This window comes from Acinetobacter sp. TYF_19, from assembly GCF_043105125.1.
Lineage (GTDB): Bacteria > Pseudomonadota > Gammaproteobacteria > Pseudomonadales > Moraxellaceae > Acinetobacter > Acinetobacter johnsonii.
This window is the reverse complement of the sequence record NZ_JBICLH010000072.1, coordinates 1-22,530: the sequence shown is the minus strand read 5'-3', so window position 1 is coordinate 22,530 and position 22,530 is coordinate 1. Positions and strand designations below refer to the sequence as shown.

Here is a 22,530-nt window from a genome sequence, read left to right as displayed (position 1 = left end):
TTATCAACTTACACTTTTTGGTACAAGTTTTGTCCGGTTGCATGGAATTGTTTTTTCATGCTATCGAGACCGTTTTCGACCTCTTCTTGCTGAATTTTATTCAGCGTAGCATTTTGCTGGTTTTGTGCATAATCACGCACGTTTTGGGTGATTTTCATCGAGCAAAACTTCGGGCCGCACATCGAACAGAAGTGTGCAGATTTGTGTGCTTCTTTTGGCATGGTTTCATCATGCATGCTACGCGCCGTGTCTGGGTCAAGACTGAGATTAAACTGATCTTCCCAGCGGAATTCAAAACGTGCTTTAGACAGGGCATTGTCACGAACTTGCGCACCCGGATGACCTTTGGCCAAATCTGCCGCATGTGCTGCAATTTTATAGGTGATGATGCCATCTTTGACGTCTTTTTTGTTCGGCAGGCCCAAGTGTTCTTTTGGCGTGACATAGCACAACATGGCAGTCCCATACCAACCAATCATCGCTGCACCAATCGCAGAAGTAATATGGTCATAACCCGGTGCAATATCGGTGGTTAATGGCCCTAAAGTGTAGAAGGGCGCTTCTTGGCAGACTTCAAGTTGTAGATCCATATTTTCTTTGATCATATGCATAGGCACATGCCCCGGACCTTCAATCATCACTTGCACATCATGTTTCCATGCGCGATGGGTCAGCTCCCCTAAAGTACGCAATTCAGAGAACTGTGCTTCGTCATTGGCATCTTGGATACACCCCGGACGTAGACCATCACCGAGGCTGAATGACACATCATAGGCTTTCATGATTTCGCAGATTTCATCGAAATGTGTATAGAGGAAGTTCTCTTGATGATGGGCCAAACACCACTGCGCCATGATTGAACCACCACGAGACACAATACCAGTGAGGCGATTCGCCGTCATTGGAACATAACGTAATAAGACGCCTGCATGGATGGTGAAATAATCCACGCCTTGCTCAGCTTGTTCGATCAGCGTGTCTTTGAAGATTTCCCACGTCAGGTCTTCCGCCACCCCATCAACTTTTTCTAAAGCTTGATAGATCGGTACAGTCCCAATCGGAACAGGTGAGTTACGGATAATCCACTCACGGGTTTCATGGATGTTCTTCCCTGTGGAAAGGTCCATGATGGTGTCTGCACCCCAACGGGTTGCCCACGTCATTTTTGCGACTTCTTCATCAATTGAAGAACCGAGAGCCGAGTTGCCAATATTGGCATTGATTTTCACCAAGAAGTTTCGACCAATGATCATGGGTTCGATTTCAGGGTGGTTAATATTGGCAGGGATAATCGCACGACCTTCAGCCACTTCTTTGCGCACAAATTCAGGTGTGATTTCCATCAAGTTATGCGCACCAAAGTTTTGCCCCGCGTGCTGACGTGCATCGACTCCTTCACGTTGACGCTGATTTTCACGAATAGCGATGTATTCCATTTCAGGAGTAATGATGCCTTGTTTGGCATAATGCATCTGCGTGACATTGAGGCCTGCTTTGGCACGACGTGGTTTTTGAATATGGGCAAAACGAATATCAGCGGTACGAATATCCCGTAAACGCTCTTGACCAAAGCTTGAACTGAGGCTGTCTAACATTTCGGTATCGTTGCGCTCTTCAATCCAACTTTCACGGACATTCGGTAGACCTTTGTTCAGATCAATACTGACATTGGTGTCGGTATACACACCAGAGGTGTCATACACCATCACTGGTGGATTGTATTCACCGCCTAAGCCTGTTGGGGTTTCGGTCAGTTCAATCTCACGCATGGGGACTTGAATGTCTGGGCGTGAACCTTGGATATAGACTTTTTTAGAGGCAGGCAAGATACGGGTCAGATCTTTGGCATCTTGTTCATGTTGTGCTGAAATTTCAGCGGAAAGATTCGTTAAATGGTTCATTGCAATGATCCTTATGAATGACATCAACGAATCAAGCACGACCAAAAACGATGGCAATTGAAGCTATTTCTGTGTGTTGTTGATTTGATGATACAAATGCAACGGATGTATTTCTACTGGAAATAATTCAATGAAAGGCGTTCAGTTTTTAGATGGCTTGATTCCTACGCAGGTCTTAACCTGATCAGGTTCAACGGTACTCAGCTTCAAAACTTTATTGAAAAGTCTTAGCTGATCTCAGCGAGCAATTACTCGCGCTCCGTCAAGCGATGCATCATCTTAACATGCAATGTTGTTAAAAACAGCGACCTTTTTATTCAAAGTGTGAAAGGAGATATGTTCAACGTTCTAAGCAAATGGCATCGCTTAAGCAGTCTTTGCCTTGATCGGGTTGGACCATACGTAGTTGAATAAAATGCGCCAATTGTCTTTGTAAGAGTTGATCTGCACCTAGGCGCTGTGCATGGGCGGAAGCAGGCAAGATGATTTGAGCCGCTCTTTGTTCAGGGCTGAGTTTCACGAACTTTAAAAATAAGCGCGCTTGATCCGTCACACTTGAATTTTTTAATTCGGCTAGGCGCTCAATTTCTTCCAAATAATTGCTATGCACGGTATAGCCGTCGTAAACGCGTTGAGCATCCAGTCCGATAAACAAGAGGGTGCTATATAGGTTCAATAGATGACGTGCATCTTGGTGGTAGCTACTTTTCGGGTATTGCTGTAAATAACTTTCCCAATACAGCGCACGATCTACAATTTCTTTGGCATCAATTTTGACCTGACTTCCAATCACGGCAGGGTATTGATTCTGTGTTGCCAGATGTTCAATAAACTCTTGCTCAGCGACAGGTAGGTAAGGCGCAAAAATTTTGGCTAAATATTCAGGGCTACGGCGGTAATGCACTTGTCCTTCGCCTGCATCAAACAGCTCGACATAAGACTGCCCTTGGTGTTTGATTAAGTATTGGTCACGAATGGTCAGTTGCTCAAAAAGACTTTGTTGAATGGTCGGATGTTGCGCCATTTCTAGAGCATAGCTTTCAAAAGCGCGCTGCTGTTGCGGCGTACGTTCGACCGATAAGAAGTCATGGTACATTTTATTGGATAAACCCAATAAATGCTTTTGTTGTTGAAAGCCGAGTAAAGGCAAACACAGCTTAAGATCTTGATTGATTTGCTCTAAAGCAAAAGTCGTACGCTGCGCATCTATTTCTGACATGTTTTTGTCAATTTTTTGGCACAAGTCGGTTAAGTCTAAGGTTTGAGTTGAAGACGCTTCTATTTGCGCAGGCTCTTGAAAGCTAACAGGTTCAGGTTTCTGACAGGCAGCCAACAGCACACACATGAAAATCAGTGCGTAAGGTTTAAGCGAAAATAAAGAAGAATGATTCACAGCGACTCGATCAAAAAACTCAGTTCAGCGACAACACAGTAGAGAAACTCCTTTTCTCCATGGCTCATTTTATAGGGGGAATGGAATTTTTAATGTGTAGTATTGTGAATGAGTTTGTTGAACGGGCTGTGACACTGTTTAATATTTACTTCATAATGAACAAATTAGTGGGCGCTATTGTAACCAGTGCAATAAAAAATATACGAAAAAAATGACAACCCGTTTTAGTATAGCGTTGCTCAGAACGAGGCCAGTGAGGCGGAAAGGTTGACTGAAAACAATGAAGATTAAATGTATCCTAGCCAGCTGTGTGTTGTTTTTCGCGCCGTGGAGTCATGCCTTGGATTTGGTCGACGCTTTACAACGCGCCAAAGTCAATGATCCCAACTGGCAAGCCAATTTACTCCAATATGAAGCAGATCAACTCAATTTAGGCATTGCTCAAGGTAACTTACTACCTACTATTAGTCTGTCTGGTAATGTGACTCGAAAAAATCAACCCATTGGGCAGGTGAGTTCGGTTCTTTCCATGCCCGATACGACCACCACCAAACAAGTGGCGATTACGGCACGCCAACCCCTTTTTCGTTGGGATGCGTGGGAAGGATTGAAACAAGTCAAGACCTCCCTCAGTTTAAGTGAAGTCAATTTACAGCTACAGCGGCAGCAACACATTTTAGACGTGACGGAAGCCTATTTTAATGTACTGCGCCAACAAAGTTTAACCGCAGCCAATTTACAAGAAGAACAGGCTCTACTTGAGCAACTGAATATGATGAATGCCAAACTCAGAGAGGGTTTGGTGGCAAAAAGTGATGTGAGTGAGGCCAATGCACAATACCAAAGCGCACAGGCTAACCGCATTGCGACGCATGTACAACTGGTCTTGGCGCAGGAACAACTGGCGCAAATTATCGGGCCTTATCAAGAAAACTTGGCAGTGCTGCGTGAAGACTTTCAGTTTCAAAAACCTTATCCAGCAAAGCTTTCAGCATGGACCAATTTAGCTCTCGCACAGAACCTAGGCATTCAGCAGGCACGCTTACAACAGCGCTATGCTGAAGATCAAAAACGGGTTGAACAAGCTGCTTTTTATCCGCAAATTGAAGCTGTGGGAAGCTATGGTTATAGTGAACAGACGCCTGAGAATATTATGTCGGCCAAAGGCAACTTTGATCAGATTGGTATTGAGATGAATTGGAATGTCTATACGGGGGGACGAACCAAGAAGTCGATTCAAAAAGCCGTTGTTAACGTCAAAAAATCTGAAGCTGAACTGGATGCCGCCATCCGTAAAGCCAACACCGAGGTGAAAAAGTCTTATTTGCAAGTGGAAACAGACCAAGCCAAGTTGCAAGCACGTAAAGCTGCCATGGAATCATCCAGCCTCGTCTCTCGTGCCTCACAAGCGCAGTATCAAGAAGGCTTAAAAACCATGGTTGATGTTTTACTGGCACAGCGCAATGCCTTTTCGGCCAAGCAGGATTATGTCAATGCTAAGTATGACTATCTGATCAATGTCTTGCATTTAAAGGCATCTGTGGGTAAGTTGACTGAACAAGATATTCAAGAAATGAATGCATGGTTGGTGGACAAAGCACGCTTATAAAAGGGTCTTGTCATCAAATCTTCACAATTGCTATGCTTTAATATCGCTCAATCTTTAGTCCCTCATGATGTTGCTGTGGAGTACGTCCTTTGCCAAATAGTCCTGTTTTAAACCATCACATTTCTTCGCAGTTCAATGAAGATTTGCAGGATGTGAACACCAAATTTATGACCATGGGTGGTTTGGTAGAGCAACAAGTGGCAAATGCAATTCATGCGCTACTCGACACTGATGCCAACTTAGCGGTCGATGTCCAGTTTAAAGACAATGCGGTGAATCAGCTCGAACGTGAAATTGATGAGGCCTTGACCTTGATTTTGGCGCGTCGTCATCCTGCTGCGATTGATTTGCGTATGGTAATTGCGATGTCGAAAGCCAATACCGACCTAGAGCGTATTGGTGATGAAGCGGCGAAAATTGCTCGTATTGCGCAAAGCTTATGTGAAGACGGTGAATCCCCTCGCGGTTATATGGAAACGCGTCATATTGGTAACCAAGTCCGTGTCATGATTCATGATGCCCTAGATGCTTTTGCACGCTTAGATGCAGAACAAGCGCTACGTGTGATGATGGCCGATGCTGATATTGACCGTGAATATCAATCTGCAACGCGTACTTTGATGACTTATATGATTGAAGACCCGCGTCATATTGCCCGTGTGATTAATGTGATGTGGGTATTGCGTTCATTAGAACGGATTGGCGATCATGCGCGTAATATCTCTGAGCAAGTGATTTACATGGTGAAAGGTTTAGATGTGCGTCATACCAGTTTTGAAGAAGTTGAAAAACATATCCAAAAATAAAAAAAGTGAATCTTATTTTCAAGCACAACTTCGGTTGTGCTTTTTAATGGTTGCTTAATTTTTAGATAAAAAAAATCTCAGACTTTGGGGGAAATCTGAGACTAAAATCGGGGATATTTATCGTTATAGATAAGAGGTTTCCCTCTATCCTTGAATGCCATTATAGGAAAGATGTTTTTCTGCGTCATGTAGGTTCTTGTAGTGTAATGTTGAGTTTTGCAAGGGTTGTGTAGCGCTATGTTTACACTCAATCATTTGGATACAAATAACTGCTTTATAGCGTAATTGGGTCATCAAGATGTCACCTATCTTGGGTTTGGTTAGACCTGTGCTTAGATAGAACATTGTATGAATAAAAAGAAAAGCCCCGATGTCGGAGCTTTTCAAATGTGCAATGCTTTATCACGCCTCAGGCTTTAAGCCTTCTGCTTTTTCTAAGCTTTCATCATTGTTAAAGAACTTCTCACGTTGTTCTTCAAGAAACTTTTTCGCATCAGGTTCAAACACATTTAGGCGTTTTTCATTGATTAAAGTGGTTTGGTGCTTTAACCATTCTCCCCAAGCTTGCTTGGAGATGCTTTCAAAAAGTTCTTGGCCTTTTGCACCAGGAAACGGTGCAAAGTCTAAACCTTCCATTTCTGTTTGATATTTACGGCAAAAAACTTGTCGAGTCATATCTAGACGTCCTTATTGAGCATAAAGTTTTTCTAAACGCGCATGGGCACGTTCAATGGCAGCTTCTACTTGCGCAGGTGCAGTTCCACCAATGTGGTTACGTGCATTGACTGACGCTTCAAGGGTTAGTGCTTTTTCAAATACATCCGCTTGAATTAAGTCAGAGAACTGTTGAAGTTGTTCCAAAGTCAATTCAGAAAGATCTTTTGACTCTTGAACGCCTAAAGCAACGGCTTTACCCACAATTTCATGTGCGTCACGGAAAGCTACGCCATTTTTTACAAGGTAATCAGCCAAGTCCGTTGCCGTTGAGAAACCACGCAGCGCTGCTTCACGCATGATTTCAATGTTTGGAACCAAAGCAGGAATCATGTCTGCAAAAGCCATGAGCGAGCCACGTACGGTATCAATCGCATCAAACAACGGTTCTTTGTCTTCTTGGTTGTCTTTGTTATACGCCAACGGTTGACCTTTCATCAGTGTTAATAAGCTCATCAGGTCGCCATAGACACGACCTGTTTTACCGCGCACTAACTCTGGAACATCTGGATTTTTCTTTTGTGGCATGATTGAAGAGCCAGTACAGAAACGGTCCGGAATGTTTACGAAATTAAACTGTGCAGACGTCCACAGAATCAGTTCTTCTGACATGCGTGATAAGTGCATCATGATCAGCGAAGCCGCCGCATTGAATTCAATACCGAAGTCGCGGTCAGATACTGCATCGAGCGAGTTTTCAGAAACGGCTTCAAAACCCAGTAACTCTGCTGTAAATGCGCGGTCGATTGGGTAAGTGGTACCCGCCAATGCTGCTGAACCTAAAGGCATACGGTTAGTACGTTTACGACAGTCAATGAGACGCTCAGAATCACGGACTAACATTTCAAACCATGCCAACAGGTGGTGACCAAAGGTCACAGGCTGTGCCGTTTGTAAGTGGGTGAAGCCCGGCATAATGGTATGCGTGTTTTGAGCAGCAATACTCAAAATACCTTTTTGTAATTTTTTCAGTAATTCTAAAATGGCATCAATCTCATCGCGGACATATAGACGAATATCGGTTGCCACTTGGTCATTACGGCTACGACCTGTGTGGAGCTTTTTACCTGTGATGCCAATCCGTTGAGTCAAACGCGACTCAATGTTCATGTGCACATCTTCTAGGTCAATACGCCATTCGAACTGACCCGCTTCGATTTCAGCTTGAATGGTGTTTAAGCCATTGATGATGTCATCGCGTTCTTGTTCAGTCAGAACGCCAACTTTTGCAAGCATGGTCGCATGAGCAATAGAACCTGCAATATCTTGTTTATAAAAGCGTTGGTCAAATTGTACAGATGCTGTAAATTCAGCAACAAAGGCATCAGTAGCTTCAGAGAAACGACCGCCCCACATACCCGAAGTTTGGGCTTGTGACGGATTTGAGGAATTAGAAGATGTGGTCATGTCGGCTCAATAAGATAAAAAGCGGTAGAACTCGCATGAGTATAACAAATTCAAGACAACTTGCCGAAGTTCAAGATGCGCAAAGTTTAACTTCCAGCATGGCTAAGCCAAATATCTCTTATTTATTTAGTAAAATCGTGCAATGGCCGCATTTGTTGGAATTATTTGTAGGTGGAAATTTGTTGGCCATGCTGTTGGCTTTGGCCGAGGCGCAGTCTTGGTCAAACTTGGTGTTTGAGCATGTACTCGGTTATATGCTTTACATCAATTGGGTTTTACTGTCTTTTGCTGCGCTAATGCAATATGGGCAAAAAAAGTTGCAGAATTTAGGTCTGGGTATGACTTTATTGTCAGGCTTTTTTCTATTACAGATCATTGTTTTGGTGACCACGCTCAGCCTTAATATACTGATCTTCTTTGGAGCTAATTTTAGTTTCAATGGTTTGACTTCAGCCATCTTATGGAATGATGTTGCTTTGCATTTGGGCTATGGCTTGCTGTTAGGCAGCTTTTGTTTTCGTTATTTGTACCTAAGAGAACAGTGGTTTAGGCAGCAAAATAGTGAGCTGAATGCACGGGTGCAGGCGATGCAAGCCCGTATTCACCCGCATTTTTTGTTTAATAGTTTAAACAATGTGATTTGCCTAATTGCGATTGACCCAGATAAAGCCGAACAGATGTTGCTCAATCTATCGCGTCTGTTTAGAGCCAGTTTCCAAGAGTTAAAACTGGTCAAGCTCAGTGATGAAATTGAGTTGTGTCAGCGTTATTTGGCGATTGAGCAAATTCGTTTGGGGGATCGTTTACAGGTTGAATGGAAAATCGAGCATGCCGAATTGTGTCAGCAGGTACAAATTCCACTCTTAACTTTACAACCTTTACTTGAAAATAGTATTTTTCATGGTGTTGAAAAATTTTTAACTAAGAGTACGATAAGTGTACTGATTGAAATATTGCAAAATCAAGTTAATATCGTCATAACTAACCCATTTACAAAGGAAACAATTCATAAACGACAAGGACATGGTATTGCCATTGAAAATGTGAAGCAGCGTCTAGAGGCATATTTTGGGCGAACTGTGAGCTTTCAAACCTATGCAGGGGAGGGAATGTATACCACTGTTGTGCAGTATCAATATAAATAAGCCGCAGTGAACCTATAAAAATAAACAAGGTGACTGTTGGGGAGGAGATAAATGGACATCCTAATTTGTGATGATGAGCCTTTAGCAATCGAACGTTTGTCTAGATTGGTGAGTCAGCTCGGACATCAAGTGGTGGCAACAGCCTCACATGGTCAACAAGCAATTGAATTAACTCAACAATATGAACCAGATGTGGTACTTTTAGATATTCAAATGCCAGAAATGGATGGTTTGACCTGTGCGCATTATTTGCGCCAACTTGAACCGATGCCTGCTTTGGTGTTTTGTACAGCTTATGATGAACATGCGCTCGATGCATTTAAGTCACATGCTGAAGGTTATTTATTAAAACCAGTGATGCAACAGGAATTGCAACAGGTGCTTGGTCACCTCACTAAATTAACCCAAGCTCAAATGAGCGAGATAAAACAAAAAGAAAATATGGATGAATTTAACGTAAAGCGACATCAAATCGCAGCGAAAACCTATCGTGGTGTGGAATTGGTTCCCATTGAAAATATTTACTATTTTTTGGCGGATCAAAAATATGTCACGGTACGCCACAAAAACGGCAGTGTCTTAATTGATGAAACCTTAAAAGACTTAGAGCATGAGTTTGGGGAGGCCTTTATTCGTATCCATCGTAATGCCTTGGTTTCAGTTCACTTTTTAGAAGGACTTGAAGTGGTCAACTCTGGGCAGTATCAAGTGCGTTGCCGTGAGTTAGACGAGCGCTTGGCGGTGAGTCGACGGCATTTGCCGGGCTTGCGCGAGCGCTTACATAGGCTTTAGCAGGCTAATATAATTATTCTACTGCTGATGATGAGATGGGACGCTTTGGGCTGAATACATTTCCAATGGGGGAAATTCAGTTTAAGATAGTTTCATTCTTATTGGCACATACTAAAATTTATGAAAACCTTAAAGATCGCTACTCGACAAAGCCCGCTTGCTCTTTGGCAAGCTGAACATATCCGTGCTCGTTTAGAAGCATTGCATGCGGGGCTCACAGTAGAGTTGGTGACTTTTGTTACCCAAGGGGACAAAATTTTAGATACACCATTGGCAAAAATTGGTGGCAAAGGTTTATTTGTTAAAGAGCTTGAAGCAGCTTTGTTGGATGGTCGTGCTGATTTGGCAGTGCATTCGATGAAAGATGTTCCGATGGCTTTGCCTGAGGGGTTATCGCTGGCCGTCATTTGTGAGCGTGAAGATCCTTTAGATGCTTTTGTGTCGAATAGTTGCGTGAGTTTTGATGCCTTGCCACAAGGGGCGAAGGTCGGCACCTCGAGTTTACGCCGTAAATGCCAAATTTTAAAACAACGACCTGACCTAGAAATTATCGATTTACGTGGCAACGTGGGAACACGTTTATCTAAATTGGATGCAGGTCAGTACGATGCCATTATTTTGGCCAGTGCGGGATTAAAACGTTTGGGTTTGGCAGAACGTATCCGTCATACCATTCGCCCAGAGTTGAGTTTACCTGCCGTGGGCCAAGGTGCTTTAGGGCTAGAGTGCCGTGCAAATGATCAAGCGGTATTGGATTTAATCAATCCTTTATTACATATAGAAACCGATACCTGTGTTCGCGCTGAACGTGCTTTCAATGCTTATCTTGAAGGTGGATGTCAGGTACCTATTGCAGGCTATGCCACTTTAGCAGACAACCGTATTCAGCTCGAAGGGCGTGTGGGGAGTGTCGATGGGCAAACGCTCCTCAAAGCACAAGTGGCGGGTGATGCCGCTGAAGCCGAGCATTTGGGTGTTGTCCTTGCACAAGAGTTATTGGCTCAAGGTGCAGGTGATTTACTCAAAGCCTTTTATCACTAATATTGCTTAACGATGCTGTTTATTAATACGCGCCCTGTTGATCGCGCGGCAAGCCTCACGATGGCACTAGAGCAACAGGCCGTTGAGGTCTATCTATTGCCGTTACTGGAGTTGTTGCCTAGAGCATGGGATCATGATCTGGCACGCTTGTATCAGCAGTTAGTGTACACCCAAGTGATTGTGGTGGTTAGCCCTAGTGCTGTGCAGTTTGGTATGGCACATTTGCTGCAAAGCGGTTTAACGGTGTCCGATTTACGGCATATTCAATGGATTGCGGTTGGACAAAAAACAGCGCAGGCTTTGGCTGAATATGGTTTGGACAGTGTGGTGCCTGAGGTGGAAACCTCTGAAGGGATGTTACAACTGCCTGTTTTGCAGAACTTGGCCAGTGATGCGAGTATTGCATTTTGGCGAGGAGAAGGTGGGCGTCAGTTTATGATGGACACCTTAATGCAACACGGGCGTCTTATACTGAACTTTGTTTTGTATGAGCGCCATTGTCCAAATGAAACGATGCAGCAACAGGCTGAACTAATTCAATGTTTATCAGAACATAATTACTATGTCACACTAATCAGCAGTGAGGCCAGTTGGCTGAATTGGTTAGCTCTGCTGGACTCAAATATTCAGCTTCTGCAACAAGGACACTTTTTGGTGTTGGGTGAGCGTTTGGCACAGATCTTGAAGCAGTATCAAGAGCAAATGCATGTGTCATTTAAAATGAGTGTACTGAAAGATTTAAAGACAGCCACGATTGTACAGTTGTTACAAAGTGAGCAAGGGAACGCATGAAGAAGATTCTTATCATTGTATTGATGGCTGCATTGGCGTGGATTGCGAAGCTAAGTTATGACGTGTGGGGGCTGAGTACACAGCAAGCTACTTTGCTCAATGAAATGCACCAAATCGAACAGCGCAGCGCCAATTTGAACGATCAAGTCGTGGCTATGCAGCGTCAAAAAGAAACTTTGAAACAAAACCCTGCAACAGTGAATACGATGAGTAGCCAACCTGCCGAATTGGTGGTTGAGGGTATTGATCCAATTTTGTTTATTAAGCAACAGTTGGACTTGGTTGAGTTTGCCTTAAAGCAACAGCAGTATGTGGTGGCCACCGATAAGTTGGCTTTTTTAGATATGCAGCTGGAAAAATATAACTTGGCTGTGGCGTTGAAGCAAAGTTTGCATCAGGTGATAGCACGAGATATGCAAACCATTCAGAAATTTGTGGCTGAGCGCAATGAGCAGCAAGCGCTGATTAACCGTCAGCTGCAACAGATTGATCAGGCTTTAAGTCGGGAAATACAACAACTTCAGTTAAACACCACGCGCGATACGTCTGAATCCTTTTGGAAGCAATGGTTAAGGCTCGAACCTGCGCAAGCACCTGCAACAGCGTTAATGCAACGACAAATCGTGCTTAAAGAAGCCCAGTTACGCTTATTGTTAGCACGCCAAGCCTTAGCTTCAGGGCAATATACCGAATATCAAAAAGACTTAACCGAAGTAATGCTGTTGATCCAGCAACTTCCAGACCCTAAAGCCAAAGAGCTGCTGAAACAGCTGAATAAGCTGAAAACATTGGTGGTTGTCCCAACGCCTATTTTAAGTACGCGTGCGTTGTTGGGGTAATGGAATGAAACAAATACTGATTGCTTATGGTTTGGTGAGTTTAATTGCAATTGCTGCGTTGAGTGTCTTGAGTTATGGGCATGGTGCGGGTTATGTCTACGTGTTTTGGCATGACTGGCAGTTACAAACCAATCTCTGGATCGTATTTATTGCGCTAGCACTGCTTAGTTTTAGCTTGCATTTGGTTTGGTTGGGGCTAAAACGCTATCTCAGTCGAGAAAAACGCAAAGCGGAAACTGTTTTTGATTTTAAAAGTTTGCATCCTTATGAACAACTGGCTGTGATTTGGTTATTGGATGCAGGTCGAGATCAACAAGCCTTTATTCAAAATGCCTTCGCGCAGTCAGGCTTGCTCAAAAGTATTATTGATGCACGTTTATATTTGATGAAGGAGCAGTTCCCTGAAGCCTTAAGCGCCTTGAGCCAAAGCAATGCCATGGCTTTTGAGTTGGCGGAACTGCAACGTATTGAACTGTTTTTAGCAAAAGAAGATGCAGAACAAGCTTTAACTCATCTAGAGTTTCTCAATCAACATGAACTGTCACCTTGGCTTAAAGATGTGCAAACCGCTTATGAAGCGTGTTTAAAAGAGCTATGGGGACGTTTTGCGATTCAGTTTCCATGGCTTTATTTACGCTCAACTCAATATGGTCATTTAGATCAAGATGTGAAAAAAGCATGGCTGAAGCGTTTGTTGATAAAATTTGATCAAGCTAATTATGAAAATTTAGAGGATTTAAAACAACGTTATTTGGACTTGTCTGATCAGATTTTCAGCCGCAGTTATGATGTTCAACTGCTGTGGCTTAAGTTATTAGCACGTATGCCAGACATGAGTGAACAGCACGAACACTTGTCGATTTATTTGCTCAATCAGCAGTTTAATTCGGAAGTATTTTATTTGTGGTTCCAGCAGCAACTTTTGAAACAGCAACCCGATTATGTGGACTTGCAGCAACACATTGAAGCATGGGAAGCGAAGTATACGAGTGTGCCGGTTTTGAGTTTTGCCAAGTGGCATATTTATACTGCTTTAGGCATGCAAGAGCAGGCAGATGCGTTATTAAGTTTATATCCAGATAATGTATTAATGAACTATTTAAGAATCAAATCGACTTTAAATGGTGATGAAGATTTAATTAAACAGTTAAATTTAATTTTTGAAAATAATGCAAATTTTGTAGAAATGAAAATATAGGTGCATAATGCAGAGCGTTTTAGATTACCCATTGGTTTATACTCAACACGTGGCTTGGGGAGATATGGATGCCTTTGGTCATGTTAATAATGTAATGTATTATCGTTATGTTGAAAGTGCGCGTTTGGCTTATATTGAACATACGGGTATTTTATCTGCGGATGTACTGACTGTTGTTGCATCAAATCAGTGCAAATATTTAAAACCCGTATTTTATCCAGACCAATTAAAAATTAGTGCGCGTATTGAAGAACTCAGAAATAGTGCATTTCGTATGCACTATTTATTATGGAGTGAACAGCAACAGTCATTCGTTGCGGAAGCAGAAGCGGTCATTGTTTGTGTCGATAAAACCAATATGCAGAAAACATTAATTCCTGAACTGGTGCGTCAAAAACTCAAAGAATTTGAGTTAACCGTCGGTCACCAAATATAAATCTCTTTTTATTTATTTTAAAAGTCGCTAGACTATATAAATATTGTCTAAGTATTGTTGTTTAAGTCATGGATGAGTTGAGTCTTTGGTCTAATCAAAATATTATTAAATAGACTCAGTAAATAAAATGTTGGTTAATGGAGTTAATGTAATGCCAGATATTAGTAATTTGTCCGTAGAAGAGTTAAAGCGTCTACAAATCGAAGCGGAAGCTTTAATTGCATCTAAAAAAGATCAAGCAATTGAAGATGCTTATACCCAAATTAACGCGATTGCGGAAAATGTAGGCTTAAGCATTGAACAAATTTTAGAGTTTGGCGCGACTAAGCGTAAAAAAGGCACACGTAAGTCGGTTGAACCGCGTTACCGTAACAAAGGCAATGCTGCTGAGACATGGACTGGCCGTGGTAAGCAACCACGTTGGTTAGTGGCTCAGTTAGAAAAAGGTGCGAAGCTTGAAGATTTTCTAATCTAAGTCATCACCTTGTCACAGATGTGACCTAAGCTCAAAAAACCAAGCATCATGTGCTTGGTTTTTTTTATAGTTAAAGTTTGGTGTTGTTGTAAAATTATGCATAATGTCTATCAAAGAAAGACAAGAAATGAAGCAAGGAAGAATAATTGAAAGTTCGTGGTGGGAGAATCACAAAACCTAAATACATCACGTGGTGGATGTTTGCAGTCGTTGCCTTTTTAATTTTTGTTTTGCTGCAAATTCCTGCGGCATGGCTTATTGCAAAATTTTATAAAAACAACCAAGTTTTACATAACGTCAGCGGTAATATTTGGCATGGACAGGCCGATTGGCAAACTGGAAAATTGCGTGGAACTGTGCTTTGGACCACCCGACCTTTAGATTTACTGCTCCTTCGTGCAGGCACGAATCTCGAAATTTATAGTGCCAATACCAAGCTTGAAGGCGTTTTGGCCTATGGGTTTGGGAAAAAAATAATGGTGCGTGATTTAAACGGACAAATTGCACCCGAAACGTTAAAGTCGTTGGCCAATTGGCAATGGCCGAGTAATGCGGTTCAGTTACAAGAAATTGATTTTAATTATAAAAAAGAGCAGGGATTTGACCAAGTGGATGGGGGAATACAATGGGCAGGCGGCGAACTCATGTATATCTTTGCGCAGCGCCCACAACAAATGCAGATTCCATCGTTGGCGGGTCGTTTGTCGCAGGAGCAAAATAAGCTGATGGTCGATTTACGCGATCAACGACAACAAAAACTGATGAACCTGACCATCGATCCAAGTCTGATGTTGGATGTGCAATTAACCCAGCGTCTCATGTTGAATGTCCCGTCATATCAAGGCAAAGCAGGCCTAGATAGTTATGTGGTGAGTTCACGTCAGCCTTTACTTAGTGGGGGTTTTTGATGGGTTTTGATCTGCAAAAATTACCAGAGCTGAATCTCAAACAGTTTGAACGTATAGCACCACTGTGCTTAATGCTTTTGATCTTGGCGCTATGCTGGAAGTTGGCTGGCTTATTTTGGCTTTGGGTGGCGCCACCACAAGTTATGCAAATGCCACGCGTTGAATTGGGTTCGCAGCAACCTCAAGTTCCGAATATTACCAATTTTGCGTTATTTGCAGAGCAAAGTAAGAATCCCGCAGATGATCAGCTCAATTTACAGCTACAAGGGGTGGTGGTTGGACAACCCAGTCAGTTCTCATCTGCTGTGATTAAGGCAAATAATGTAGCAGAGCGCTATCGGGTGGGGGAAAACATCGAAGGCAGCGCTTATTATTTGTCAGAGGTGTATTGGGATCGCGCGATTCTCAAAAATAACAGTGGGCAAACCCGAGAATTGTTTTTTCAAGGGATTGATAATTTAGATCAGCAAATTGTGCCCCCAGCAACAGCACCCGTTGTAGCGCCTGCTGTGAGTCAAGAGCAGCAAGCATTAGGCCAAGCAGTACAGAACTTACAACAAGATCGTGAGCAATATTTAAAAGATTTGGGTGTAAATACCAATAACACAGGGCAAGGTTATCAAGTCACGGAGCAAACACCAGCTGCACTGCGAAGTCGTTTAGGCTTGCAGGCTGGGGATCAGATTATGTCTTTAAATGGTCAAACGATCGGACAGGGGCAAAACGACGCGCAGTTGTTAGAACGTGCGCGCCGTGAAGGACAAGTAAAAATAGAAGTGAAACGTGGTGATCGTATCATTACGGTACAACAGAATTTTCAGTGATCGAACATCACCAATATTAGTTAGGAATGACTTGGATTTATGGCTTTATTGAATCACCGCCCTGTTTGGGCACTGACAATCGCAGCGCCTTTGCTTGCCATGGTGAGTACAGCCAGCTATGCACAAACGTGGAAAATTAATCTGCGTGATGCGGACTTAACTGCATTTATTAATGAAGTTGCGGATATCACTGGGAAAAACTTTGCAGTTGATCCACGGGTACGCGGCAATGTCACGGTGATTTCAAACAAAGCGTTGAATAAGCAAGAAGTCTACGACTTGTTCTTAGGGGTCTTGAATGTCAACGGTGTGGTCGCGATTCCTTCTGGTCGGACCATTAAAATTGTGCCTGACAGTAATGTCAAAAGTTCTGGCATTCCCTATGATGTTCGTCACCGCGCCACAGGCGATCAGGTTGTGACGCGGGTGATTTGGCTGGAAAACACCAATGCCAATGACCTGATTCCTGCACTGCGTCCATTGATGCCGCAGTTTGCACATTTATCTGCGGTGAATGGCACCAATGCACTGATTGTGTCTGATCGCGCCAGCAATATTTATCAGCTTGAGACCATCATCCGTAACTTGGATGGAACGGGACAAAATGACATCGAAGCGGTTTCGTTGCAGTCGAGTCAGGCTGAGGAAATGATTGGGTTGTTGGAAAGTATGAGTGGAACGGGCTCAATCAAAGATTTAAAGGGTTCCAGAATACGGATCCTTGCAGATAATCGAACCAATCGGATTATTCTAAAAGGAGATACCGCGACGCGTAAACGTATTCGCCAAATGATCGAGATGCTGGATGTGCCTGCTGCGGAGCGTTTGGGAGGTTTGAAGGTGTTCCGCTTAAAATATGCCAGCGCTAAAAGCTTATCCGAAATTTTACAAGGTTTGGTTTCAGGGCAGGCTGTTAATTCTAGCCAGTCTAACGACAGCAATAACAATAGCAATTCCAGCTATAACCAAAATAATAGTTCGAGTGAAGGTTCATCTTCACAGATTTCCACGCCAAGTATTAACTTAAACAGCCAGTCCAATCGCAATCAGAACAACATCACCAGCTTTAACAGTAATGGGGTCAGTATTATTGCCGATAGTTCGCAAAATGCACTGGTGGTCAAAGCAGACCCTCAGTTGATGCGTGAAATTGAGTCCGCTATTCAGCAGTTGGATACCCGCCGTCAACAAGTCCTGATCGAAGCGACTATTCTCGAGGTGGAAGGTAACGATGCCGACCAACTGGGCGTGCAATGGGCGATGGGTGATTTAAGTAGTGGTGTTGGGATTATCAATTTTGACAATATTGGTTCGAGTCTCAAAAGTATTGCTGCAAACTATTTAACGGGTGGCGGTGCGGGGGCTGCAAGTGCAATTGGCGCGGGTGGTTCGTTAATTCTTGGGGATTATAAAGAAGGCAGTGATGGCTCACGTCAGTTATATGGCGCGATGATCCAAGCATTAAAAAGTAATACCAAGTCGAATTTGCTGTCTACACCATCGATTGTCACCATGGACAATGAAGAAGCCTATATCGTCGTGGGTGAAAATGTGCCGTTTGTAACAGGCTCAGTTTCTACCACTTCTTCAGGTACAGCTAACCCCTACACCACCATCGAGCGTAAAGATGTGGGTGTAACGCTTAAGGTGGTGCCGCATATTGGTGAAGGTGGAACCATTCGCTTAGAGATTGAACAAGAAGTATCGGATGTCAAAACCAATAAAGGTGAAGCGCAGGATTTGGTCACCAGTAAGCGTGCGATTAAAACTTCAGTCTTGGCGGAACATGGCAATACCATCGTTTTAGGCGGCTTGATTTCGGATAATACGTCTTATTCACGCCAATCGATTCCAGGTCTTGGTGCAATACCGGGATTGGGACGTTTGTTCCGCTCAGATGGTAAGTCAGATCAGAAACGCAATTTGCTGGTTTTCATTCATCCGACGATTGTGGGGGATGGGGAGTCTGCACGTCGCCTTTCTCAGCAGCGCTACAGTCAGCTTTATAGTTTGCAGTTGGCCATGGATAAAGATGGTAGCTTTGCCAAGTTGCCTGAAAATGTCGATGATGTCTTCCAACAGCGCTTGCCTGTGACATCAACCAAACCGACCTTGCCACAATCGTATCAACAGGTGCCAAGCAGTCCAACCTCAACGCAGCCGATGGTTGAAACAACGCCTGTGGCCATTGAACCTGCGATTCGTAAACAGCCGATTGCTAATGTTCCTAAAAATACCACCTCGCGTCAGTTATACCCAACGGGTCACCCTTATATTGGCTTGAACCTAATGGAAAATGTTCAAGGTGGTCGAGTGGCACACATGGCACAGGCGGTATCGACAAGCTACTCCATCCCTGAGCGATATACTGAGAATATCTCGATAGGTTCAGCCTAGCTGTCCTGCCATTCATCTGTAAGGGGGATGAAATGGTAAAGAATATTCTCTGTGTTATCATAAATCAGCACATAGAGAGATAAGTCATGACTTGGAAAATACAAGCAATTACTGGCGAATTAACTGGTCAGGAAATTAGCATTGACCGTGATATGTTGGTCGGTCGTCATCAAACAGCGGATATTTTATTACAACAATCTGAAATTTCGCGTAAACATGCGGCTTTTTTACTGAAAGAACATGCTTTGTGGCTACAAGACTTGGGTTCTTCAAATGGCACATATGTGAATAATGTGCAAATTGCGGCAGAAACGTTGTTGAAGCAGGGTGATATCGTCCAGTTTGCAAGCTTAAAGTTTTCGGTCTTTGAGCCTGCTAAGGCGTTAGAAGATGTGGTGGAATCGGTAGCGGCGGCAACTTTGGGCGCAGCTGTGGTTGAAGCGCCGATTAGCCAGCCATCTGAAGCAGTAGCTGCTTCAGAAACGGCCCAAGCGGAAGTGAGTGCTGATGCACCTGTTGTTGAGCCAGAACAGCCGAAAACGGCAGCACAGCATATGAACGATCAGGGCATACCTGAGCTAAAAGAACGTGATGGTAATGTGAGTTTAACGCGTGATGGTATGCCGCAAAATGTCGGTATTCCGAAACCCGCTCCTATTCCTGCAGGGGTGGATTTGACTGCGCCTAGCGTGCCTCAGGTTGAGAACAACGAGGCTCCAAAAGTACAGGTTGAACAAGAGGCTGAAACTCAGAAAAATGCCTCGCTGGGGTTAATCTCGATTATTGTCTTGATTATTTTAGCGATTATTGCTTGGCTGATGTTCAAATAAAACGCAGATCACACTACAATCAAGGCATGCACAAGCATGCCTTGATTGTTTTGGGCGGTACACGATAAAAATGGGTGAGGGTGAATGAATATTGCAAATGTGGCACAGCGAGAGGTTTTACTTTTCGATCTAGATGGAACCTTGGTGGATTCAGCAACAGATTTGCATCGTGCCATGAATATGAGCCTGAATGCTTTGCAGCTGCCTACTGTTACTGAAGCGCAGGTGCGGGTCTGGGTGGGTAAGGGAACTGCGCTGTTTTGTCAAAGTACCTTGCAGCATTTAACGGGTAAAGTTGATCCTGCCCAGCAACAACAATTGTTGGATACGTTTTTAAAAATTTATAATGCCGACCCATGTGTGGAAACTCAGCCTTTCGATGGCATTCTTGAGTTTTTAGAATGGGGCTTGGCACAAAAGAAAACCATGATTTGCGTGACCAATAAACCTGAAGCGCCTGCGCGTGCTATTGTCGATCATTTAGGTATGACCCATTATTTTGCTGATGTCATCGGCGGCGATCGTTTTGAAGAGCGCAAACCTCATCCGCGCCAATTGTTACATTGTGTTGAGCAATATGCACAAAGCAAAGATCAGGTCTTAATGATTGGGGACTCATCCAATGATGTTGAGGCTGCACGTCGTGCGGGTATTGATTGTGTTGTGGTCAGCTATGGCTATAATCATGGTGAAAGTATTTTAGACTGTCAGCCACAGCAAGTGGTGGATAATCTGTGTGAACTGATTGGGTAACTTTGTAAACGAAGGAATGAACATGAGTAAACATATGGCTTTTCGATGGCGAAACTCAAACCACTAATTTTAAAAACTGATCACGCCATATTGAAAAAATAGAGAACACTCATGACAACGCAAACTCAATTCGATCAACTCAAAACAGCGGGTTATAACCTGATTCCTGTCTATCGTCAGCGCTTAGCCGATACTGAGACACCATTGTCGGTCTTTGCTCGCCTGAAAGAGCATAAGCAAGCCTATTTGTTTGAATCTGTGGAAGGTGGGGAGAACTGGGCGCGCTATTCTATTATTGGTTTAGGTGAATCTACCGTGTTCTCATGCAACGCGGGTGAGCTGACCATTCAACAAGCCGACGGCACTATAGAAAAGCAACCCTGTACAGATCCGTTCCAATTCATCCGAGATTTTCAGTCGCGGTATAAAGTACCTACTCAAGCTGATTTACCTGCTCTGCCAAGCTTTACAGGGGGCTTGGTGGGCTACTTTGGTTATGATGCGGTACGTTATATTGAACCGCGTTTAAACAATGCGCCAGAAGCAGATCCAGTGGGTTTGCCTGATATTTGGATGATGCTGTCTAAAACAGTGATTGTGTTTGATAACTTAAAAGATACGCTATTCCTGATCGTGCATGCCGATGTGGTTGACGCGGATGCGTATAGCCAAGCCCAGCAGCAACTGGATGCATTGGAAGATTTACTCGCAACGCCAATTAGTCTAAAAGCCACGCCGCATACTGCACCGCATTTTGAGTCACTCACGGGCAAAGCCAAATTCTTAGAATCGATTGAAACGGTGAAAGAGTATATTCGTGCGGGTGATGTGATGCAGGTGGTGCCAGGGCATCGTATGGTCTCTGACTTTGATGGTGAACCTTTACAAGTCTATCGCGCGCTACGTCATTTGAATCCATCGCCTTATTTGTTCTTGGTACAGGGGCAAACTTTGGAAAATAATCAGCCTTTTCATATTGTCGGTTCTTCCCCTGAAATTTTATCTCGCCTTGAAAATGGGATTGCAACCGTACGTCCGCTGGCAGGAACGCGTCCACGTGGTAAAACTAAAGAGGAGGATTTAGCGCTTGAACAAGACTTGCTGTCGGATGAAAAAGAGATTGCTGAACATTTAATGCTGATTGACTTGGGGCGAAATGATGTCGGTCGTGTCTCGAAAATTGGCAAAGTGCAAGTGACTGATCAAATGGTGATCGAACGTTATTCGCATGTCATGCATATTGTTTCCAATGTGCAAGGCGAAGTTCGTGATGATGTAGATGCCTTGGATGTTTTTAAAGCAACTTTCCCTGCAGGTACACTTTCAGGTGCGCCAAAAATCCGTGCGATGGAAATTATTGATCAAGTTGAGCCCGTAAAACGTGGAATTTTTGGTGGTGCTGTTGGTTATTTAGGCTGGCATGGCGAAATGGACATGTCGATTGCAATTCGTACCTGCGTTATTCGTGAAAATAAGGTGTATGTTCAGGCAGGAGCGGGGCTTGTTTATGACTCAAATCCTGAATCTGAGTGGAATGAAACCCAAATAAAAGCTCGCGCAGTGATCAAAGCGGTTGAATTATCGTCAAACGGATTGATTTTGTGAGTTTTTGACGTTTTTTTTGAAAAAAACACTTGCAAGGATTTTGAGTTTTGCTAAACTGCACACCGTTCCGATACGAAACGTACGAAACACTAAGAAACGCCGGCATAGCTCAGTTGGTAGAGCAACTGACTTGTAATCAGTAGGTCCACAGTTCGAATCCGTGTGCCGGCACCATCTTAGAAAGTTGAGTAGGTTAAGTAAAGAGCGACACTGAAGTAAGTGTAAAATGGTGAGGTTCCCGAGCGGTCAAAGGGGGCGGACTGTAACTCCGCTACGAAAGTTTCGAAGGTTCGAATCCTTCCCTCACCACCAATTTTAAGACTTTAAGAAAGTGGTCTTTGTACCAACATCGTGCGGGAGTAGCTCAGTTGGTAGAGCGGTAGCCTTCCAAGCTACATGTCGCGAGTTCGACCCTCGTCTCCCGCTCCATTTGAAGTTTTATATTTGCTCTTATAGCTCAGTGGTAGAGCACTCCCTTGGTAAGGGAGAGGTCTCGAGTTCAAATCTCGATAAGAGCTCCAGATTACAGTTTAGTAGAATTTCTACAAATTTTTAAAGAAGCAGGCTTATTAGTCTGCTTTTCAAGTATTTGGTGTTTGATTTTTTAGGCGATGTGTCGATACTGAGTTGTTTATACCTGTGTTCGACGTAAACGAGGAAGATGA

The 22,530-nt window shown here is 43.5% G+C and carries 20 protein-coding genes, 4 tRNA genes and 1 riboswitch; of the genes, 20 read left to right on the top strand and 4 right to left on the bottom strand.

Going from position 1 to position 22,530, the window contains the following annotated elements; translation table 11 throughout:
* Window positions 1-8: 8 nt before the first annotated feature.
* Together thiC and ACF8FD_RS10510 are read right to left on the bottom strand one after the other, a co-directional pair.
* Window positions 9-1,901, bottom strand: coding sequence for a phosphomethylpyrimidine synthase ThiC (gene thiC / locus ACF8FD_RS10515; RefSeq protein WP_279740489.1), 1,893 nt, complete (start codon window positions 1,899-1,901; stop codon window positions 9-11).
* Between the two features lie 144 nt (window positions 1,902-2,045).
* Window positions 2,046-2,173: riboswitch (TPP riboswitch) on the bottom strand.
* A gap of 68 nt (window positions 2,174-2,241) precedes the next feature.
* Complete coding sequence (locus ACF8FD_RS10510; protein WP_392453361.1) at window positions 2,242-3,294, bottom strand: hypothetical protein; 1,053 nt, start codon at window positions 3,292-3,294, stop codon at window positions 2,242-2,244.
* A gap of 280 nt (window positions 3,295-3,574) precedes the next feature.
* Between ACF8FD_RS10510 and ACF8FD_RS10505 the strand changes: the two genes are divergently transcribed.
* Entirely contained in the window at window positions 3,575-4,903 is a 1,329-nt protein-coding gene (locus ACF8FD_RS10505) for a TolC family outer membrane protein (RefSeq protein ID WP_392453360.1), read from the top strand.
* A gap of 89 nt (window positions 4,904-4,992) precedes the next feature.
* Window positions 4,993-5,709, top strand: coding sequence for a phosphate signaling complex protein PhoU (gene phoU, locus ACF8FD_RS10500; protein WP_004692799.1), 717 nt, complete (start codon window positions 4,993-4,995; stop codon window positions 5,707-5,709).
* Between the two features lie 402 nt (window positions 5,710-6,111).
* Here the strand turns inward: phoU and ACF8FD_RS10495 are convergent, their stop codons facing one another.
* Both ACF8FD_RS10495 and argH read right to left on the bottom strand, forming a co-directional pair.
* The gene (locus ACF8FD_RS10495) at window positions 6,112-6,384 is read right to left on the bottom strand and encodes an oxidative damage protection protein (protein WP_004978611.1); all 273 of its coding nucleotides are present in this window, start codon (window positions 6,382-6,384) and stop codon (window positions 6,112-6,114) included.
* A 12-nt stretch (window positions 6,385-6,396) separates the two neighbouring features.
* Window positions 6,397-7,830 carry an argininosuccinate lyase gene (gene argH, locus ACF8FD_RS10490; protein ID WP_392453359.1) on the bottom strand — a complete coding sequence of 478 codons (1,434 nt, stop codon included), beginning with the start codon at window positions 7,828-7,830 and terminating at the stop codon, window positions 6,397-6,399.
* Between argH and ACF8FD_RS10485 the strand changes: the two genes are divergently transcribed.
* The 18 genes from ACF8FD_RS10485 (at window position 7,821) to ACF8FD_RS10400 (ending at window position 22,386) form a co-directional block, all read left to right on the top strand.
* Window positions 7,821-8,975, top strand: coding sequence for a sensor histidine kinase (locus tag ACF8FD_RS10485; RefSeq protein WP_279732622.1), 1,155 nt, complete (start codon window positions 7,821-7,823; stop codon window positions 8,973-8,975). The two genes, argH and ACF8FD_RS10485, sit on opposite strands and share 10 nt — an antisense overlap.
* A gap of 51 nt (window positions 8,976-9,026) precedes the next feature.
* Window positions 9,027-9,767, top strand: a complete 741-nt coding sequence (locus ACF8FD_RS10480) for a LytTR family DNA-binding domain-containing protein (RefSeq protein WP_058868745.1) — start codon at window positions 9,027-9,029, stop codon at window positions 9,765-9,767.
* A 120-nt stretch (window positions 9,768-9,887) separates the two neighbouring features.
* On the top strand, window positions 9,888-10,808 hold the full coding sequence (gene hemC / locus ACF8FD_RS10475) for a hydroxymethylbilane synthase (protein ID WP_234304167.1): 921 nt from the start codon (window positions 9,888-9,890) through the stop codon (window positions 10,806-10,808).
* A gap of 12 nt (window positions 10,809-10,820) precedes the next feature.
* A complete protein-coding gene (locus tag ACF8FD_RS10470) occupies window positions 10,821-11,600 on the top strand; it encodes a uroporphyrinogen-III synthase (protein WP_234304166.1) in 780 nt (259 codons plus the stop codon).
* Entirely contained in the window at window positions 11,597-12,439 is an 843-nt protein-coding gene (locus ACF8FD_RS10465) for a hypothetical protein (RefSeq protein ID WP_234304165.1), read from the top strand. Before ACF8FD_RS10470 ends, ACF8FD_RS10465 begins: the two co-directional genes overlap by 4 nt.
* Before the next feature lie 4 nt (window positions 12,440-12,443).
* The gene (locus ACF8FD_RS10460; RefSeq protein WP_234304164.1) at window positions 12,444-13,637 is read left to right on the top strand and encodes a heme biosynthesis protein HemY; all 1,194 of its coding nucleotides are present in this window, start codon (window positions 12,444-12,446) and stop codon (window positions 13,635-13,637) included.
* 7 nt (window positions 13,638-13,644) lie between these two features.
* Window positions 13,645-14,073 (top strand): thioesterase family protein, encoded by a 429-nt coding sequence (locus ACF8FD_RS10455; RefSeq protein WP_010325723.1) that lies wholly within the window; start codon window positions 13,645-13,647, stop codon window positions 14,071-14,073.
* A gap of 151 nt (window positions 14,074-14,224) precedes the next feature.
* A complete protein-coding gene (locus ACF8FD_RS10450) occupies window positions 14,225-14,548 on the top strand; it encodes an H-NS family nucleoid-associated regulatory protein (protein ID WP_004692786.1) in 324 nt (107 codons plus the stop codon).
* 197 nt (window positions 14,549-14,745) lie between these two features.
* Window positions 14,746-15,456, top strand: a complete 711-nt coding sequence (gene gspN, locus ACF8FD_RS10445; protein WP_392453374.1) for a type II secretion system protein N — start codon at window positions 14,746-14,748, stop codon at window positions 15,454-15,456.
* Window positions 15,456-16,280 (top strand): type II secretion system protein N, encoded by an 825-nt coding sequence (locus ACF8FD_RS10440; RefSeq protein ID WP_039890327.1) that lies wholly within the window; start codon window positions 15,456-15,458, stop codon window positions 16,278-16,280. The genes gspN and ACF8FD_RS10440 overlap by 1 nt, the downstream gene beginning before the upstream one ends.
* A gap of 39 nt (window positions 16,281-16,319) precedes the next feature.
* A complete protein-coding gene (gene gspD, locus ACF8FD_RS10435) occupies window positions 16,320-18,677 on the top strand; it encodes a type II secretion system secretin GspD (RefSeq protein WP_114392533.1) in 2,358 nt (785 codons plus the stop codon).
* Between the two features lie 86 nt (window positions 18,678-18,763).
* Window positions 18,764-19,507 carry an FHA domain-containing protein gene (locus ACF8FD_RS10430; RefSeq protein ID WP_114392530.1) on the top strand — a complete coding sequence of 248 codons (744 nt, stop codon included), beginning with the start codon at window positions 18,764-18,766 and terminating at the stop codon, window positions 19,505-19,507.
* Window positions 19,508-19,591: 84 nt separating this feature from the next.
* Window positions 19,592-20,260, top strand: a complete 669-nt coding sequence (gph, locus tag ACF8FD_RS10425; protein WP_114392529.1) for a phosphoglycolate phosphatase — start codon at window positions 19,592-19,594, stop codon at window positions 20,258-20,260.
* A 111-nt stretch (window positions 20,261-20,371) separates the two neighbouring features.
* On the top strand, window positions 20,372-21,865 hold the full coding sequence (trpE, locus tag ACF8FD_RS10420; RefSeq protein ID WP_062033221.1) for an anthranilate synthase component I: 1,494 nt from the start codon (window positions 20,372-20,374) through the stop codon (window positions 21,863-21,865).
* A 98-nt stretch (window positions 21,866-21,963) separates the two neighbouring features.
* Window positions 21,964-22,039, top strand: a tRNA-Thr gene (locus tag ACF8FD_RS10415).
* Between the two features lie 54 nt (window positions 22,040-22,093).
* Window positions 22,094-22,177, top strand: a tRNA-Tyr gene (locus ACF8FD_RS10410).
* A gap of 41 nt (window positions 22,178-22,218) precedes the next feature.
* Window positions 22,219-22,294 (top strand) — tRNA-Gly (locus tag ACF8FD_RS10405).
* A 17-nt stretch (window positions 22,295-22,311) separates the two neighbouring features.
* A tRNA-Thr gene (locus ACF8FD_RS10400) sits at window positions 22,312-22,386 on the top strand.
* The last annotated feature ends 144 nt before the right edge of the window (window positions 22,387-22,530 follow it).